Consider the following 16,827-nt stretch of genomic DNA (forward strand, 5'->3'; position numbering starts at 1 on the left):
CGCAAGTTCGTGTGTCTTTACGGATATTAAAATGAACCTTTTCCTCACTCTTTCTTCTTCGGTACAAAATGGTAGGTAATCTGGTGACCTTTTGTGGACGAACTGTTCGTTGAATCTGTAGATTTGTTTTCTGACTTATCTTCTTTTAGAGAAGGGTTTTCATTTCTTTGACCTTCTAAAATATCAATCCTACGTTGTAATTCTTCTTGCTTTTTGATTTGTTGTTCTTCCCAAATTCTTCGTCTTTCTTTCCATTCTCCTTCTAAATCTGGTGGTTCAATACCCATTTCTTTTTCAATTTCATAGGCATATTTTGGAGGAACTGGACCTTTTTTACGAAAAGCGTAAGCAAGTAATGCGCCGACTAAAAGTCCAGATAAGTGACCTTCCCATGAAATTCCTTCTTCCATTGGAAAAATCCCCCAAATCATTGATCCGTAAACAAAAGCCACAAATAAGGAAATTGCTTGCAGTGGTAGGTATTTCTTAAAGAAACCACTCATAAATAAAAAACCAAATAATCCATAGATTACTCCAGACATTCCTATGTGATAGGAAAGGGTGTTTTGAGCGATGTACCAAAGTAAGAATCCACCACCAATCCAAATAAATAGGACTACATATAAGGCTATTTCTCTATAGAAATAAATCAATGCACTGAGTAAAACAAATGTAGGAATGGAATTATTGATGATATGAGAAAAATCACGTTGTCCATGAATAAAAGGCATAAGGAAAATTCCTTTTATTCCTTCAAGCGTTTGTGGTTTTACTCCGAACCTATATAAATCCAAATGAAAAAAACGATCAATTAGAAAAACCGACCACATGATCACCAATAATAGTAAAGGGTAAATAATTGCTTCTAGTGTTCTTCCGCGTTCTAATTGTGTCATTTTCATAATGATTGTTTGTCAAATTTCATTCCTTATTATTATGTCGGTCAAAGTGTCACGCTTTCACTTTAATTCCGCTCAGTTTTACTATATTCGCATTGTTATTACGGACTGTTGAACCATTAAATTTAAATGACATTTATGAAAAACGTATTATTCATTCTATTTTTTAGTCTCTCATTAAACTTTGCTTATAGCCAAGAAGGAAAAATAAGAACAGCTGAGATTAAAACAGATATTGCTTGTGATCATTGTGCCGTATGTTCATCTTGTGACCAGAATATTTACATCAAAGTTAAAGACAATACTAAAGGTGTCCGAAAAGTAGAAATAGACGCTGAGAAAAATATTATTAAGGTGAAATACAACTCAAAAAGAACAAACTTAGAGGAAATTGAAAAAGCAATAGTTCTTTCTGGTTTTAAAGCTAATCAAGTAGAGCCTACAGAAGAAGCATATAATAGCTTAGATCCTTGTTGTAAGAAGAAATAAAATTAGATTAATTCACTGATTATATAACGCAACAGATTTTCTGTTGCGTTTTTTATTGGCAAAAATTCACTATCTCAATTAAATAGAAAGTTAGAAAGCGATAAGTTGATTTAAATAAGATTCAAAAAGCGCCTAATCATTATTTGATTTCTTATTTTTACGACAATCATGTAACATTTAACTTATGAATGAAGAAAGCCTCTCTATTAGTAACAAAGCTACACGTCCTTCTCTTTTTAAACGGCTCTTAGCTTTAATCGTTGATACCATCATCATCAGTTTGATAGGTTTCGCTACTAGTTTTTTATTTGAGGATTTCTATGTTTCCTTAGGTAATTTGGGGCCTCTTGTTGGTCTTATTTTCATGGTTTTATATTTTTCAATATTTCAAAGTGAAATAGGTAAAGGTCAATCAATAGGTAAAAGAGCCATTGAAGCAAAAGTAACGGATATTAATGGAAATTTACTCACGTTCAAACAAGCTTTCTTAAGGGCTACAATTTTGTTCATTCCGTTCTATCTTGATAGTGTTTTCTTAATTTCTGAAGTTGGATTTTATTTTTCACTTCTCTTAAATTTGGCTGGTCTAGCCATTATTTATTTTATGTTGATCAATATTTCTCGAAGAGGCTTACATGATATTTTGATGAAAACGACTGTTGTGAATGCCGATATTTCTGAAATTACAATAGATGAAGAAAATGATAAATCCAAAAAGAAAACCATAGGAATTACTGTGTTAACAGGTGTCTTGGTTGTTACTTCTGTATTCTTTAATAGTTTTTATAATGGTTTTACTGATTTGAGAGAAGCAAGAACGGAAATAGAAAAAATTGAAGAGGTGAGTTATGTGAATGGACTTTCGATTACAAATTCAACTAGGATTATCAATGATGAAAGTCCATTTAATTTATCGTTGATCTTAGTTAGCGTAAAAGTAAATGACGAATCTTATTTAGACTTTGAGGAATATAGCAATGATCTGTCAGATCAAATTTATTCTGTTGTTCAGCAGGAAGTGCCGGAAGCAAATGATGTAGATGAAGTTAATGTGACTTTAACTTATGGTTATGATATCGGAATTTGGAATCATAAAAGAACCACAACGAAAACCTATGAAAGATAATTCAAAGTTCTTCATCGACACAAAAAGTCAGAAAATTTCAATTCGTGAGTTTATTAATAAGTTAAAATCTCAATCATTTGATTCATCCTCCGATCATATAGTTCAAACGAAAGATTTATCTTCAGAAAGGACGCATAAAATTGAACTCAATAAAGACTTAATAAAGTATGATAACCACAGTTTTTATAAGGATTTGGCCCATCATATTTCGAGTCTAAATCCTAATTATGATTGTAGTTGGTTGATTTCAGCTCAAGAAGTTCATGATTTATATTTTGAATATGAGCAAGAAAATGATTTAGATGATTATGTCTTTGATTTCTACAATAATGTGCGTCAAACCTTAAAAGAAAATCTTATTTCAATTCTAATTAAGCATCCAAAACAACCTGCGAAAAAACATGAGGAACTTTGGCAAGAATCTCATTTTGAAGCCTATTCTGAAAGTGGGTTTTCCGAACTTTCAGAAGACGACGTTATTGAATTAATTCAAGTGATTGGACTTAAAAAACTACTCACCAATTATCCTTGGACTATGATTGTTAAATCCGCAAAGATTTGGTTACAAAAGTCGTAAAACAGTATTCAGGTTTAACTCCAAATTAAAAATGTTTCTAAGATTGATTTCTCCTTCAATTCGGTTTTGAATTGATATTTTATTTTTTAATTTTAAGTATCGGAAAAGGAAGTCAGACTACTACAAGAGTCAACTGTCACAAATTAATCACATCGTTAGAAGTTGATTAGTTATCCCCCCCCCCCCCCTCCCAAATTTGTAACTATTTGTCACTCATAAGGTTGTTTTTAGACGTTCACTACATTTGATACGATATTTTGTGTCATTTCTTCCTTACGTAAAAGTGAATATTAATAAAAATAAAATAATTTTATGTCTAGTAAATCGTACGCAAATGGAACATGCAATACACCGTTGTTAGGAGAAACGATCTCCGATAACTTATTTAAAGCAGTTCAAAAATATCCTAATAAAGAAGCTTTAGTTGTTCCACATCAAAATTATCGTGTTGATTATGCTACCTTTTGGAAGGATATAGAAGAGGTTGCAAAAGGACTAATGGCAATAGGTGTCGAAAAAGGAGACCGCGTTGGAATATGGTCTCCAAATCGTTTCGAATGGGTTTTAATTCAATTTGCAACGGCAAGAATAGGCGCTATTTTGGTGAATGTTAATCCCGCTTATAAAGCACAAGAGCTTTCTTTTGCCATGAAACAATCCGAAATTAGTGTATTGGTAATGTCTAAAGGATTTCGCAAAACAAGTTACATTGAAATTTTAAATAAAGTAAAGAGTGAGTTTGACTTTTTAAGAGAAGTGATTGTCCTTGAAGAAGACTGGGAACAACTGATTAATGATGGTAACTCAATCAGTGATGACGAACTCAATTCACGTGAAAGTAGATTAGAGTTTGATGATCCAATCAATATTCAATATACAAGTGGAACTACGGGATTCCCAAAAGGAGCTACTTTGTCACATCATAATATATTAAACAATGGATTTTTTGTAGGTGAACGTCTCGGCTATACAGGACGAGAAAAAGTATGTATTCCGGTTCCTCTTTATCATTGTTTTGGAATGGTATTAGGAAACATTGCGTGCACTACACACGGAGCTTGTATGATTTTAACAGGTGAAGCTTTTGAAGCAACACGTGTTTTGGAAATCGTTGAAGCAGAAAAAGCAACTTCTTTATACGGTGTTCCTGATGAAAAATATGGAGAACAAGTAATGGCATGGATCGTCTTAAAAGAAAATGCTCAAGTTTCTACTGATGCATTGAAAGCGTATTGTCAAGGTCAGATTGCAACTTACAAAATTCCGTACTATTGGAAGTTTGTCAATGATTTCCCAACTACAGTCACTGGTAAGATTAGAAAAGTTGAAATGAGAGAAATGGCAACGAAGGAATTGGGGCTAAGCGAACTTGTTTAATTAAATACAAAAGAATTAGTGCTATTGCCAGAATTTAATTGGTAATAGCACTTTAAACCACGAAAATTTCTGGTTAAAAATCCCCCTATGTTTATTTTGTTATATTTACCGCGCAATTAATAACAAATAAATTATGCGTAGAGTTGTAATTACTGGAATGGGAGCCTTAACTCCAATAGGAAATTCAGTCGAAACTTTTTGGGAAAATGCAATCGCAGGTAAAAGTGGTGCAGGTCCAATTAAAACTTTTGATGCTTCAAAGTTTAAGACACAATTTGCTTGTGAATTAAAAGACTTTAAAGCCGAGGATCACCTCGATAGAAAAGAAAGAAAGAAATATGATATGTTCACGCAATACGCTTTAGTAGCGGTTGATGAAGCAGTGAAACAAGCAACAATAGATTTTGAATCTTTAGATTTAGATAGAGTAGGAGTCATTTGGGGTTCTGGAAATGGAGGAATCCAAACCTTCGAACAGCAGCTGAAAGAATACAATGAAGGAGACGGAACACCGCGTTTTAATCCTTTCTTTATCCCAAGAATGTTAGTTGATATCGCCGCAGGTGTGATATCAATGAAATATGGATTGAAAGGAGTCAATTTTGCACCCGTTTCTGCTTGTGCAACATCCACAACAGCGATTATTGAAGCATTCAACTATATCCGTTGGAATAAAGCAGATATGATTGTTACTGGAGGTTCAGAATCTCCTATTGGACCAGCTACAATTGGTGGATTCGGATCGTTAAAAGCGTTATCAACTAAAAATGATACACCTGAAACAGCTTCACGTCCTTTTGATGTGAATCGTGATGGATTTGTGATGGGAGAAGGTGCAGGAGCACTTGTTGTTGAAGAATTAGAACATGCTAAGCAACGTGGAGCAAACATTATCGCTGAAATCGTTGGTGGTGGAATGGCTGCTGATGCTTATCACTTAACTGGAACACATCCTGAAGGAGAAGGTGCAATCAAAGGAATGAAATTAGCCCTTGAAGAAGCAGAGATTACGCCAGATCAAGTAGATTATGTAAACATGCACGCAACTTCAACACCAAATGGAGATGTGAGTGAAATTAAAGCTTTAGACGCTGTTTTTGAAAAACGTAGTTCTATGTTGGTAAGTGGAACAAAGTCTATGACGGGACATTTACTAGGTGCTGCTGGAGCAGTGGAAACTATTCTTTCTGCACAAGCAATTAAACACCAAATGGTGCCACCAACAATTAATGTTGAAGATTTTGAAGAAGCTTGTAAAGACAGTTATAACTTCCCTGTAGGAAAAGGAGTTCCAGCCAAAGTTGATTATGCTTTAAGTAATACATTCGGTTTTGGTGGACATATTGCGGCGGTATTACTGAAACGCTACGAGGAATAAGGAAAAATTACGCGGAGTCACGCAGAGTTACACCCATAGATTCGCGGCGGAAGGAAAGAAAGATTACGCTGAGTTCCGCAAAGGTACTCGCATAGATTCGTAAAGAAAAAAGAGGATAAAAAGAGAGGTCAAACCTCCTGCTTATCCTCTTTTTTCTATTGTAGGTGATTGATTCTATTGGGTAAAACCCCTCGCTTTTCGAAACCTTTTTTCTTCTCTGTGCGCCTTCTTTGCGAAAACATAGCGAATCTCAGCGTCATTTTCTGTTCTAGAAGTAAATCTGCTATTCCCTATTTTTTAGGCATTCATTTTTTCTCTGCGGCTTCTTTGCGAAAACTCCGCGAAACTTTGCGTTAGTTTTATTCTTAGAAATAAAGCGGACTCACCTCAAATCTTTCCCCATTAAAAATAACCGCAGGAAACGGAACTTTTACATGATTGATGACCTTAAATAGTGTTTTTACCCATTTTCTTTTCGGGTTAAATTGCTCGAAGTCGATATCTAAAGAAAATAAATATTGACTTTTAGCATTCAATGGTTTTTGATTTGGGGCAAAGAAAAACTGGTTAAAATTTCCATAAATTTTCTCATCTATACTATATCCAAAACTAAAACTCAACCATTTCGGGAAATTCGAACTATTTGATAAAAACTGACTAGGAGTTATAGATAACCAGTAGCTTTGACCATTGTAATCCTTTAATAACCGTTCAGCAACAGTTCCTCCAAGCACATTCGGTCTGTATTTCGCATAAGGAGAAAGATGTGCGCTAAACTTAATTTTCATTCGTTGTTCTTGCCAAAGTAAATCCTGCCAGACATACCAAAATATACCTGCTGTATTGGCACTAATATCGCTCCAAGAAAATCCCCAGTCTTTCGAATAACCATCCAACACTTCTAAACTAGTCAAATAACCGAAGGCAACAGAAGAACCAATTAATAAACTTTGATTGCGGTTTAAACCCGACCACTTATATGTTGAAGTTATGTTTTTTGTAATGAGGTTCCCAGTGTAAAAATGACCTATTTTATCCATTCCTAACCATTGCTTACTATCATCGAAGGTGTGAAATTCATTGGTCCAACTGTCTTTGTACCATACATTCTTCAAAGCTAGGATACTTCCAGTCCATCCACCAGCGATAGCTCCACTTGTCCATGCAGTTCTTGACGCGTTAAAGCTTGTGTCCTTTTCAAAAAATGACTGAGCATGACAATTTAATTTCAATAATAAGATGAAAATTAGGAACAGTTTTTTCACGTGTTAAAAGTAAGGAATTTTGAATATCAAATGAAAATTTTGTTGTTGGGTTGTGTAGGGGCGTAATGCAATACGCACCTACACCAATTCTCCTCAAAAAATCTATTTATTCAATTGAACCTCAAAATGAAAATCAACAATATCACCAACCTTAGCAGAAGAAGGCATTCCATATTGTGTTTTGTCCACTGAAGATTTCCCCCAAAGTACCATGACTTCTTTTCCGTTGTTTGTACCAATACCTACTAATTTCAAAGTTACTTCCAAAGGATTTGAATATCCTAACATATTGAAAGTTCCTTCTAGTAGATATGCGTCATCCTTTTTCGTAAATTGATCCGATTCGAAAGTGATTTCAGGAAATTTCTCTTCATGGAAATACTCTTTGTCCATTAATGATTCATCTCGCATTGAATTATAAGTAGAAATATGTTTAACCGGTATTGTTACTTTGATATTCGCATTTTCATGTGTTTCATTAATTGCAAGCTCTCCTTTAATGTTTGTAAATTCACCTTTTGTTCTTCCATCTTCAGGCCCTAATTCAAAAAATACTTTTGAGCTTTTTTCATCTATTTTCCAGGTACTTTTTTCTTTTGGAAAGACTTTTCCATTGGGCTCGTCTAATTTTTCATGATAGCTTAAGTTTTGTTGCTCACTTTGATTATTTTCTTCTCCAGAAGCTTCAATTCCTAAGGCATTTAAATCAATTCCAGAACTTTGCTGAACCGGTTTTAGATAAGGTGAAAATAGGAGGATGGCACCCAATGATATTAAATGTAAGCCCACTAAATTATCATTGTTTTTCAATGCACTAAAAATCATTGTAATTAATCCTAATCCTATCATATAGCTCGTAAGTGTTAACATTCCGCCTAATCTTTCTAACTGTGTATATGCAAATCCGATAAGGAATAAGATAATAATAGGCGCGAGAATACTTTTGAGCACCGGAAGGAATTGCCAATTCCCTTTTGACTTTTGTCCTAGATTAATGAATAGTGAATAGATTACCGCTAAAAATCCAGCCATGAATAAACCTTCGAGGACTTCACCATTTTTAAGGTCTAAGCTTTGAAACCCATATTTTTCAAGTAAAATATAAGCACTTGAAATCAAGAATAAAGTTGATCCTGAAGTGAGTAATGTACTGCTTTTTAGATTGAATTTATTACGTGTTACGAAAGCGGAAGATAGCATAAATGTTGCTGCAACGAGTAAACTTATCTTTCCAACCAAGAAATTTCCAATAACGGCGATTATACCAATAAAAACTAAAGTGAGTGCATTGTGAAAACTGTGTTTGTTTTCATCGTTCCATTCAAGTGTGGTAATTTTTGTGATTCCAAGGGTAACTACTTTATCACATGTGAATATTATTACTGGAGCCAAGGCACTCACGAAGGCAATTCCTGAAAGAACCAAAACATCATCTATTTTTTGATTGAGAAATGAATGTTCTGCGATTTGAGGGTAAATGTAAAAGACGCCACTTAATGCAATTGGAATAAGGGCAAAAAGTTTTTTTGAACTTTGTTTTGCAAATATGCCCACAGCAAAACTAATTGTGAGTACTGAAATTAAAAGGTAGGCAAGTAAATGATTCGCATTGGATCCATCGAGCATAAAATCTCTCGAAAGGATTAAAGAAAGTAGTCCAAGTATAAAAGCACTGACCATTAGGATTGCTGTACTCTTATTTTTGATTAAACCGATAACGGTAAAACTTCCTGTGATAAGGGCAATCGTTGCTGAAATTGTTTCCATTTTTATATCTTTTGTATAAAATTACATGAAAATTTGTAATTCTATCTTAACATAGGATAAGAACTGAATTTTCTCTAAAAAAAAATCCCGTTTCTAAAAAGAAACGGGATTTAAGATTTATCATGTTTGGAAAATTATTTTCCGTCCATTTTGTCTTTAAGTGCAGCAAGTGCGTCTAAATCACCTAATGTTGATTTTTCAGCTCCTTTGTTTACATCCTTAATTGCTTTAGAATTACCGCCAGACTTACCAGACTTCTTAGTTGTTGGTTTGTCTTCTCCTTCTTCAAAAGTTCTCAAGTGAGAAACAACGATTTTCTTAGCATCTTTGTTGAACTCAATAACTTTAAAGTCAAGTTGCTCTTCTACTTTCGCATTAGAACCATCTTCTTTACGCATGTGCTTAGCAGGACAAATTCCTTCTACACCGTAAGGTAAAGAAACGATACCAGACTTATCTTTTTGTTCAACGATTGTTCCTTGGTGTACTGAACCTTCTCCGAAGATAGTTTCAAATACATCCCATGGATTCTCTTCAAGTTGTTTGTGACCTAGAGAGATTCTTCTGTTTTCTTGGTCGATTTCAAGAACAACAACTTCCATTTCTTCTCCTACTTTGCAGAATTCAGATGGATGTTTGATTTTCTTTTGCCAAGAAAGGTCAGAGATATGAATTAATCCGTCAACACCTTCTTCTAATTCAACGAATACACCGAAGTTAGTGAAGTTACGAACTTTAGCTTTGTGCTTAGATTGTACTGGGTAACGGTTTTCAATTTGCTCCCATGGATCTGGCATCAATTGTTTGATACCTAGAGACATTTTACGCTCTTCGCGGTCTAAAGTTAAAACAACAGCTTCAACTTCATCTCCTACTTTAAGGAAATCTTGTGCAGTTCTCAAGTGTTGAGACCAGCTCATTTCAGATACGTGAATTAATCCTTCAACACCTGGTGCGATTTCAACGAATGCTCCGTAATCAGCAAGTACTACAACTTTACCTTTTACTTTATCACCTACGTTCATACCTTCATCCAATGCATCCCAAGGATGTGCTTGAAGTTGTTTCAATCCAAGTGCGATACGTTTCTTATCGTCATCGAAGTCAAGGATTACAACGTTTAATTTTTGATCAAGCTCTACAATCTCCTCTGGGTGGTTTACACGTCCCCAAGAAAGATCTGTAATGTGAACAAGACCGTCAACACCACCTAAGTCGATGAATACACCGTAAGAAGTAATGTTTTTAACTGTACCTTCAAGAACCTGTCCTTTTTCAAGACCAGAGATAATTTGTTTTTTCTGCTCTTCAAGCTCTGCTTCAATAAGCGCTTTGTGAGAAACAACAACGTTTCTAAATTCTTGGTTGATCTTAACAACACGGAACTCCATGTCTTTACCTACGTACATGTCGTAGTCACGGATAGGCTTAACATCAATTTGAGATCCTGGCAAGAATGCCTCGATTCCAAATACGTCAACGATAAGTCCACCTTTTGTTCTACATTTAACGTGACCAGTGATAACTTCACCAGTTTTCAACACTTCGTTAACTCTATCCCAAGCGTGGTGCATACGTGCAGTCTTGTGAGAAACAACAAGTTGACCATTACGGTCTTCTTGTGACTCAACAAAAACAACAACTTCATCACCTACTGCTAGGTCTGGGTTGTAACGAAATTCGTTAATTGCAATAACTCCTTCTGATTTGTAACCAATGTTTACAACAACCTCACGGTCTGTAATTGCTACAACTTTTCCAAGAATTACTTCTTTCTCAGTAATAGAAGTTAATGTTGCTTCATACGTATCTGCGTATTCAGCGTGTTGTGCTTGAGTATACCCTTCGTTTGCTAGTCCTTCCCAGTCAAAGTCAGCGTTACCCTGTTCAATAATTTTGTTTTCAGCCATTTTGGCGTTTTTAATTGTATTTCAAGCAATCTTATTAACTTGAAAGATGTTTATATTAAATCGTCGATATAAGATTAACGATATCCCAATTTGCTTTAAATTGGAGTGCAAAGATAAAGTATATTTAATTGAAAGACAAAATGAAAAGGGGAAAAGTGTGATTTAATTTAGATTTAATGGATTAAACCTTATCAATCACTTTTTTTATGGAATTAATTTCTAAATGTTAACGTTTAATAGTTAATCGTATAACTTGTAGTATCAAATGCTTCATTGTAAACACTGTCTTCAGCATGAAGGGTCGTATTTCCATACGACCACCAGTAAAACTTCATATAACTCCCGCCACTATTAGGAACGTAAAAAGATGTATCTACAACTCCATTAAAAAACTTATTTCCATTCGACCAACAGTTGTCACAATCATTTTTTCCTGATGCTTTTTGTAGTTTTAATTCATCTCCACCGTCAGAAGGTGAGTTGTTTTTAATGATGAATTTTGTCCATGACTTAGCGTCAATCGTTTTGTTGTACTCATTTGTATTCTCGGTTGATAAATCATCAAACGGAATATTTTGGGACACTTTAAAATAATTGTTCTTTTCAAATGTCATTACAACCTTTTCAAACTTATCTCTTTCTATCGAAGCTTCGTAATTTCCTGAAGCATCAGTTGTTGTAGATGCTGCCAATTTTTCAACACCATTTCCTAGGGAATAAGTGTATATTTTAACTTCAACATTGTCAAGATTTGAAGCATTTACAGAGGATTTAATATTCCCTGAAAATTCAAACCCAATTTCGTCTTTATTACATGATGTAAAGATGAGGAGGAGTAGGGAAATGATGTAAAATAGGTATTTCATGATTCAAATTTCTACCAAATATAGAGAATTAATAGAAATTGTCAAAAGTGAAGGGAGTTGGTTTACTGAATGGTTGAAATAATTGTTTGAACCATGTCTTCGGTATGATTAGGTGTTAACCAAATAGCATTTTTTGTTTTTCGAAACCATGTCAATTGACGCTTGGCGTATCTTCTCGTGTTTTGCTTCACCAATTCAATTGCACGCTCATAAGAAATGTTGTCATTCAAATAATCGAATATTTCTTTGTAACCAACAGTGTTTAAAGATTGAAGTCCTTCATGCGCTTTGTTGTTTTTTACTTCTTCCATTAAACCCGCTTCAATCATCAAATCAACACGGTGATTAATTCTATCGTATAAAACATCTCTTGGATGGTTGATTACAAAATAATGTGTTTTGAAACGTGGTTCTTTTACTTTTTGTTTACGAAGTTCAGAAAAAGGCTGTCCTGTGATTTCAAAAATCTCTAAAGCCCTGATTAATCTAACAGGATTTTTGATGTCTACTTCTTGAAAATAAACTGGGTCGACTTTCTTTACCTTATCCTGGAGGTATTCAATGCCATGTGTTTCTAATTTTTCATTCCAAAATTCACGCACTTTAGCATCGTGTGGTAATTGGTCAGTACCGTAAATTAAAGCATCGATAAACATTCCAGATCCTCCTACGACAATCAATTGTGAATGTTTTTCAAAAAGTGAATTCACTAAAGCAAGTGCTTCTTTTTCGTATTGTCCGGCTGAAAGGGGATTGTGTATACTATGTGAATCAACAAAATAATGAGGAACTCCATCCATTTCATCACGAGTTGGTTTGGCTGTTCCAATGGAAAGTTCTTTGTAAAATTGTCTGCTATCTGCTGAAATTACTGGACAATCTAACTTTTTTGCCAAAGCAACGGCAAGCGATGTTTTTCCGCTTGCCGTTGGTCCAGCTATAACAATTATTTCCTTCAAAATTCTGAATGTTATGCAAACAATAATTTGGGATTACCAAATTTTAGAGATTTCTTCCTCACTTTTGCGCATTGGATCTCCTTCTTCAACATCAAAAGCTTTGAAGAATTCAGGAGAATTCATTAAAGGTCCATTAACTCTGTATTTACCAGGACTATGTGGGTCTGTAGCCAAACGCTTTTTCAATTCAGCATCAGTATAATTGATTTTCCAGAGTTGAGCATAAGCAATGAAGAAACGTTGTGATGGTGTAAACCCTTCTTTCTTTTCTCCACTTTTATATTCATCCGTTAATTTATAAGCGTGATAAGCCATTGTGATTCCACCTAAGTCAGCAATGTTTTCTCCCATTGTTAGATCTGGGTTTACACAGTGACCGTCTATAGGACAAAATCCGCTAAAAGTTTTTCCAAGACGCTCTGTTCTTTCCTCAAAATTTTCTCTGTCTTTTTCTGACCACCAATTTGTAAACGAACCGTCGGCAGCAAATTTACTCCCCATATCATCAAATCCGTGCGTAAACTCATGTCCAATCACCATTCCAATACTTCCATAGTTTACAGCATCTTCGGCATTAATATCGAAAAATGGTGCTTGCATGATTCCAGCTGGAAATGCAATTTCATTTAACAATGGGTGGTAATACGCATTCACCATGTGAGCAGGCATTCCCCATTCTTTTTTGTCTACTGGCTCGCCTAATTTAGACATGTTTCTATAAAACGAGAATTTATTACAAGCATCGATATTTGCAATATAATTATCGTCTACAATTTTTAGTTCATCTAGCTTTTTCCACTCATCTGGGTAACCAAGTTTACGACCAATTGCTTGAAGTTTTTTCAAAGCTTCTTTTTTCGTTTCTTCAGTCATCCACTCTAAGTTGTTGATTCTTTCTTCGTAGACCGCAAGTAGGTTATCAACTAAATTATTGACCTTAATTTTAGCTTCTTCTGAAAAGTGACGTGCTACAAATTCCTTGGCTAAAGCAGTTTTAACAGGCATTCCAGTCATTTGATTGATAGCTCTCTCATTCATAGGTTTCATTTCATTGATTCCTGAAAGCGCTGTACCGTAAAATTCAAAGTTAATAGCAACCATTTTTTCATCCATATAAGGTGCGTAATGATTAATGTATTGCCATGTCAGATATTTTTTAATGATTTTAAAGTCAGTGTCTTCTATGATAGAATTGATGATTTTGATGTGTTCTGGTTGACCTACAATGATTTCTTTTACAGTTGTATTTCTTGCAAATCTAGCAAGGTATAGATCTAAATCAATAAATTTTGTAGATTCATTTACATCATTAATGTCTAATGGATTGTATGTGTTTTCAGGAACTCTTAATTCTGCAGGTCCCATCATACTTTTAGCAAGTTTTGTTTCAAACTTCATTACATCCTCAGCTGTCTTTGACGGATCTTCATAACCATAAACTTCAAAGGCCTTAATCATATAATTAAGATACATGTCTCTAATGAGTTCCTTAGACTCGTCAAAGTAGTAGTCTCTATTTGGTAAACCAATTCCACCTTGTGACAAATTAAGTACATTTTTATCAACGTCCTTCAAATCTTGACCTACATATAGACTAACGAATGGATGCATTCCTTTTTCATTCATGAGGAATGTTGCCTTCGGTAAGTGAGAGTGATCTTTATATCTTTCAAGTTCTTTCTTGATTAACTCTTTCTTTTTTTGTGCATGATCATTTCTGCGATTCATGTCCTTCATTGCAGCATAATAATCTCCAATAATTTGTAGGTCACTTCCTTCCTCTACAGAATCAGCTTGGGCTAAAGCGTCATTTAAAATGGCGGTAAGTTTTTCCTTGTTTCTTTTATCAAGTTCATTAAAACTACCCCAGCGAGATTCTGACGCAGGAACAGGATTGTTTGCTATCCACGTCCCATTTGCAAATTGGAAAAAATCATCTTTTGGAGAAGTTGATTTATCAATATAGCTTGTTTGAATGGTGTATTTTTCTCCAGGTTTAATATCTGTGGTATCTTTTTTTGAGGTACCACAAGCGGCTAGAACTGATGCTCCAGCTGCAATAATCAATGTTTTATTCAGTATTTTCATAATTTATTAAATTTTATTTTGGAATAAATCGCATTTCAACATGCGGAATTCCATCTTCTAAATATTCTTTTCCAGTAGAAACAAATTGGTGATGATTGTAATATTTTTCTAAATGCTTCTGAGCCGATAAAACAATAGGGGAAGGGCCGAACTTTATTTTACAGAACGAAAGTGCTTCCTTCATCATTTGATGACCGCAGCCATTTCCTCTTACCGTTTCATCTAAAACCACTCTTCCAATACTTACTTCATCGTAGGAAATGCCTTTTGGTAAAATTCTTAGTGTACCAACAATTTTTCCGCTAGAATCTCTACCAATAAGATGAAAAGAACATTTGTCTTTTCCATCCACTTCTTGATATGGACAGTTTTGCTCTACCACAAAAACTTTAATCCTTAAAGCCAGCAAGTCATGGAACTCATCTATGGTTAATTCGGAAAAAGGAAGACATTCCCAATTGATCATTTTAAGCTTTTTACGTTTGAATTACTCCAACATTATATGGTTTCTCTGCTGGTTTTAAATTTGCAGCTTCGATTCCTAAAGCAATAACATTTCTTGTTTCCGCAGGGTCAATAATAGCGTCAACCCAAATTCTTGAGGCAGCGTAGTATGGACTAATTTGCTCGTCGTAACGATTTTTAATTTTGTCATACATTTCTTTTTCCTTCTTTTCAGTGATTTTTTCACCTTTTGCTTTTAAAGAAGCTACTTCAATTTGCATTAATGTTTTCGCTGCTGATGCTCCACTCATTACAGCCAATTCTGCAGTTGGCCAAGCCAACATTAATCTTGGGTCATAAGCTTTCCCACACATCGCATAGTTTCCAGCTCCGTATGAATTCCCCAAAACAACGGTAAATTTAGGTACAACCGAATTGGCCATTGCGCTCACCATTTTAGCACCATCTTTTATGATTCCTCCGTGTTCACTTTTTGAACCAACCATAAACCCTGAAACGTCTTGTAAGAATACCAATGGAATGTTCTTCTGGTTACAATTCATAATGAAACGGGCTGCTTTATCTGCAGAGTCAGAATAAATAACTCCACCAAATTGCATTTCTCCTTTCCCGTTTTTAGAAATCAAACGTTGATTAGCCACAATACCTACGCTCCAACCATCAATTCGTGCATAGGCAGTAACGATTGTTTGACCATAGTCCTCTTTGTATTCAGTATATTTTGAATCATCAACGATGCACTCAATAATATTTCTTACATCGTAAGGTTTTGTTCTATCTTTTGGTAGAATACCGTAGATATCGTTAAGATTTTTCTTTGGAAGAGTAGCTTCTTTTCTGTCAAATCCAGCAGATTCAGGTGCACCAATTTGATCCATTAATTCACGAATCGTTTTTAAACACTCTTCGTCGTTTTCTGATTTGTAATCACAAACTCCTGAAATTTCAGTATGCGTTGTTGCTCCACCTAAAGTTTCATTGTCGATACTTTCTCCAATAGCAGCTTTTACAAGGTAAGACCCTGCTAAGAAAATTGTTCCTGTTTTGTTGACAATTAAACTTTCATCAGACATAATTGGAAGATAAGCTCCACCAGCAACACAACTTCCCATAACAGCAGCAATTTGGGTAATTCCCATTGAACTCATTACAGCGTTATTTCTGAAAATACGACCGAAATGTTCTTTGTCTGGGAAAATCTCATCTTGCATTGGTAAATAAACCCCAGCTGAATCCACAAGGTAAATAATAGGAAGGTTGTTTTCCATCGCTATTTCTTGTGCTCTTAAGTTTTTCTTTCCTGTAATTGGAAACCAAGCTCCAGCTTTTACGGTAGCGTCATTGGCTACAACGATACATTGTTTGCCCGAAACATAACCAATTTTAATGACTACACCTCCTGATGGGCATCCACCGTGTTCTTCATACATTCCTTTTCCAGCAAATGCTGCTACTTCAAAACTATAAGTGTCTTTGTCTAAAAGTAAGTCAATACGCTCACGTGCAGTTAACTTTCCTTTTTTATGATGTTTTTCTATTTTAGCTTTTCCTCCACCTTCGTAAATTTTATTCAATTCACGTTCAAGGTTTGAGATCTTAAGACGCATTGCATCTTCATTTTTATTAAAATCTAGTTCTTCTTTTGAAATTGCCATATATTG

The 16,827-nt window shown here is 34.8% G+C and carries 14 protein-coding genes; 5 read left to right on the plus strand and 9 right to left on the minus strand.

Features of this window, described 5'->3' with window-relative positions:
* Nucleotides 1-44 precede the first annotated feature (44 nt).
* Entirely contained in the window at nt 45-902 is an 858-nt protein-coding gene (locus tag DXU93_RS11480) for a rhomboid family intramembrane serine protease (RefSeq protein ID WP_116881435.1), read from the minus strand.
* A gap of 135 nt (nt 903-1,037) precedes the next feature.
* Between DXU93_RS11480 and DXU93_RS11485 the strand changes: the two genes are divergently transcribed.
* From DXU93_RS11485 to fabF, 5 genes are all read left to right on the plus strand, one after another.
* Complete coding sequence (locus DXU93_RS11485; RefSeq protein WP_123776121.1) at nt 1,038-1,388, plus strand: heavy-metal-associated domain-containing protein; 351 nt, start codon at nt 1,038-1,040, stop codon at nt 1,386-1,388.
* A gap of 184 nt (nt 1,389-1,572) precedes the next feature.
* Nucleotides 1,573-2,514: an RDD family protein gene (locus DXU93_RS11490; protein WP_116881437.1), complete on the plus strand. Its 942-nt coding sequence runs from the start codon at nt 1,573-1,575 to the stop codon at nt 2,512-2,514.
* Entirely contained in the window at nt 2,504-3,091 is a 588-nt protein-coding gene (locus tag DXU93_RS11495; RefSeq protein WP_116881438.1) for a hypothetical protein, read from the plus strand. Before DXU93_RS11490 ends, DXU93_RS11495 begins: the two co-directional genes overlap by 11 nt.
* A gap of 312 nt (nt 3,092-3,403) precedes the next feature.
* Nucleotides 3,404-4,468 (plus strand): AMP-binding protein, encoded by a 1,065-nt coding sequence (locus DXU93_RS11500; protein WP_116881439.1) that lies wholly within the window; start codon nt 3,404-3,406, stop codon nt 4,466-4,468.
* Between the two features lie 133 nt (nt 4,469-4,601).
* Nucleotides 4,602-5,846 carry a beta-ketoacyl-ACP synthase II gene (gene fabF / locus DXU93_RS11505; protein WP_116881440.1) on the plus strand — a complete coding sequence of 415 codons (1,245 nt, stop codon included), beginning with the start codon at nt 4,602-4,604 and terminating at the stop codon, nt 5,844-5,846.
* Nucleotides 5,847-6,211: 365 nt separating this feature from the next.
* On the opposite strand, the gene DXU93_RS11510 is transcribed toward fabF, so the two are convergent.
* The 8 genes from DXU93_RS11510 to DXU93_RS11545 form a co-directional block, all read right to left on the minus strand.
* Nucleotides 6,212-7,111: a DUF2279 domain-containing protein gene (locus DXU93_RS11510; RefSeq protein WP_116881441.1), complete on the minus strand. Its 900-nt coding sequence runs from the start codon at nt 7,109-7,111 to the stop codon at nt 6,212-6,214.
* Between the two features lie 102 nt (nt 7,112-7,213).
* On the minus strand, nt 7,214-8,878 hold the full coding sequence (locus tag DXU93_RS11515) for a YceI family protein (protein WP_116881442.1): 1,665 nt from the start codon (nt 8,876-8,878) through the stop codon (nt 7,214-7,216).
* Between the two features lie 134 nt (nt 8,879-9,012).
* A complete protein-coding gene (rpsA, locus tag DXU93_RS11520) occupies nt 9,013-10,788 on the minus strand; it encodes a 30S ribosomal protein S1 (protein ID WP_116881443.1) in 1,776 nt (591 codons plus the stop codon).
* A gap of 233 nt (nt 10,789-11,021) precedes the next feature.
* Entirely contained in the window at nt 11,022-11,654 is a 633-nt protein-coding gene (locus tag DXU93_RS11525; protein ID WP_116881444.1) for a hypothetical protein, read from the minus strand.
* Nucleotides 11,655-11,716: 62 nt separating this feature from the next.
* Complete coding sequence (miaA, locus tag DXU93_RS11530) at nt 11,717-12,613, minus strand: tRNA (adenosine(37)-N6)-dimethylallyltransferase MiaA (protein WP_205679264.1); 897 nt, start codon at nt 12,611-12,613, stop codon at nt 11,717-11,719.
* A 33-nt stretch (nt 12,614-12,646) separates the two neighbouring features.
* Nucleotides 12,647-14,701: a M13 family metallopeptidase gene (locus DXU93_RS11535; RefSeq protein ID WP_116881446.1), complete on the minus strand. Its 2,055-nt coding sequence runs from the start codon at nt 14,699-14,701 to the stop codon at nt 12,647-12,649.
* 13 nt (nt 14,702-14,714) lie between these two features.
* A complete protein-coding gene (locus DXU93_RS11540; RefSeq protein WP_116881447.1) occupies nt 14,715-15,167 on the minus strand; it encodes a GNAT family N-acetyltransferase in 453 nt (150 codons plus the stop codon).
* 10 nt (nt 15,168-15,177) lie between these two features.
* Nucleotides 15,178-16,821 carry an acyl-CoA carboxylase subunit beta gene (locus DXU93_RS11545; protein WP_116881448.1) on the minus strand — a complete coding sequence of 548 codons (1,644 nt, stop codon included), beginning with the start codon at nt 16,819-16,821 and terminating at the stop codon, nt 15,178-15,180.
* Nucleotides 16,822-16,827: the final 6 nt, after the last annotated feature.

The sequence above is a fragment of the Brumimicrobium aurantiacum genome (assembly GCF_003402975.1).
Lineage (GTDB): Bacteria > Bacteroidota > Bacteroidia > Flavobacteriales_D > Crocinitomicaceae > Brumimicrobium > Brumimicrobium aurantiacum.

What these genes read in the sequence shown, in the direction of transcription:
- DXU93_RS11480 (WP_116881435.1), bottom strand. Translation starts at nt 902, where the DNA reads ATGAAAATGACACAATTAGAACGCGGAAGAACACTAGAAGCAATTATT.
- DXU93_RS11485 (WP_123776121.1), top strand. Translation starts at nt 1,038, where the DNA reads ATGAAAAACGTATTATTCATTCTATTTTTTAGTCTCTCATTAAACTTT.
- DXU93_RS11490 (WP_116881437.1), top strand. Translation starts at nt 1,573, where the DNA reads ATGAATGAAGAAAGCCTCTCTATTAGTAACAAAGCTACACGTCCTTCT.
- DXU93_RS11495 (WP_116881438.1), top strand. Translation starts at nt 2,504, where the DNA reads ATGAAAGATAATTCAAAGTTCTTCATCGACACAAAAAGTCAGAAAATT.
- DXU93_RS11500 (WP_116881439.1), top strand. Translation starts at nt 3,404, where the DNA reads ATGTCTAGTAAATCGTACGCAAATGGAACATGCAATACACCGTTGTTA.
- fabF (WP_116881440.1), top strand. Translation starts at nt 4,602, where the DNA reads ATGCGTAGAGTTGTAATTACTGGAATGGGAGCCTTAACTCCAATAGGA.
- DXU93_RS11515 (WP_116881442.1), bottom strand. Translation starts at nt 8,878, where the DNA reads ATGGAAACAATTTCAGCAACGATTGCCCTTATCACAGGAAGTTTTACC.
- rpsA (WP_116881443.1), bottom strand. Translation starts at nt 10,788, where the DNA reads ATGGCTGAAAACAAAATTATTGAACAGGGTAACGCTGACTTTGACTGG.
- DXU93_RS11525 (WP_116881444.1), bottom strand. Translation starts at nt 11,654, where the DNA reads ATGAAATACCTATTTTACATCATTTCCCTACTCCTCCTCATCTTTACA.
- DXU93_RS11535 (WP_116881446.1), bottom strand. Translation starts at nt 14,701, where the DNA reads ATGAAAATACTGAATAAAACATTGATTATTGCAGCTGGAGCATCAGTT.
- DXU93_RS11540 (WP_116881447.1), bottom strand. Translation starts at nt 15,167, where the DNA reads ATGATCAATTGGGAATGTCTTCCTTTTTCCGAATTAACCATAGATGAG.
- DXU93_RS11545 (WP_116881448.1), bottom strand. Translation starts at nt 16,821, where the DNA reads ATGGCAATTTCAAAAGAAGAACTAGATTTTAATAAAAATGAAGATGCA.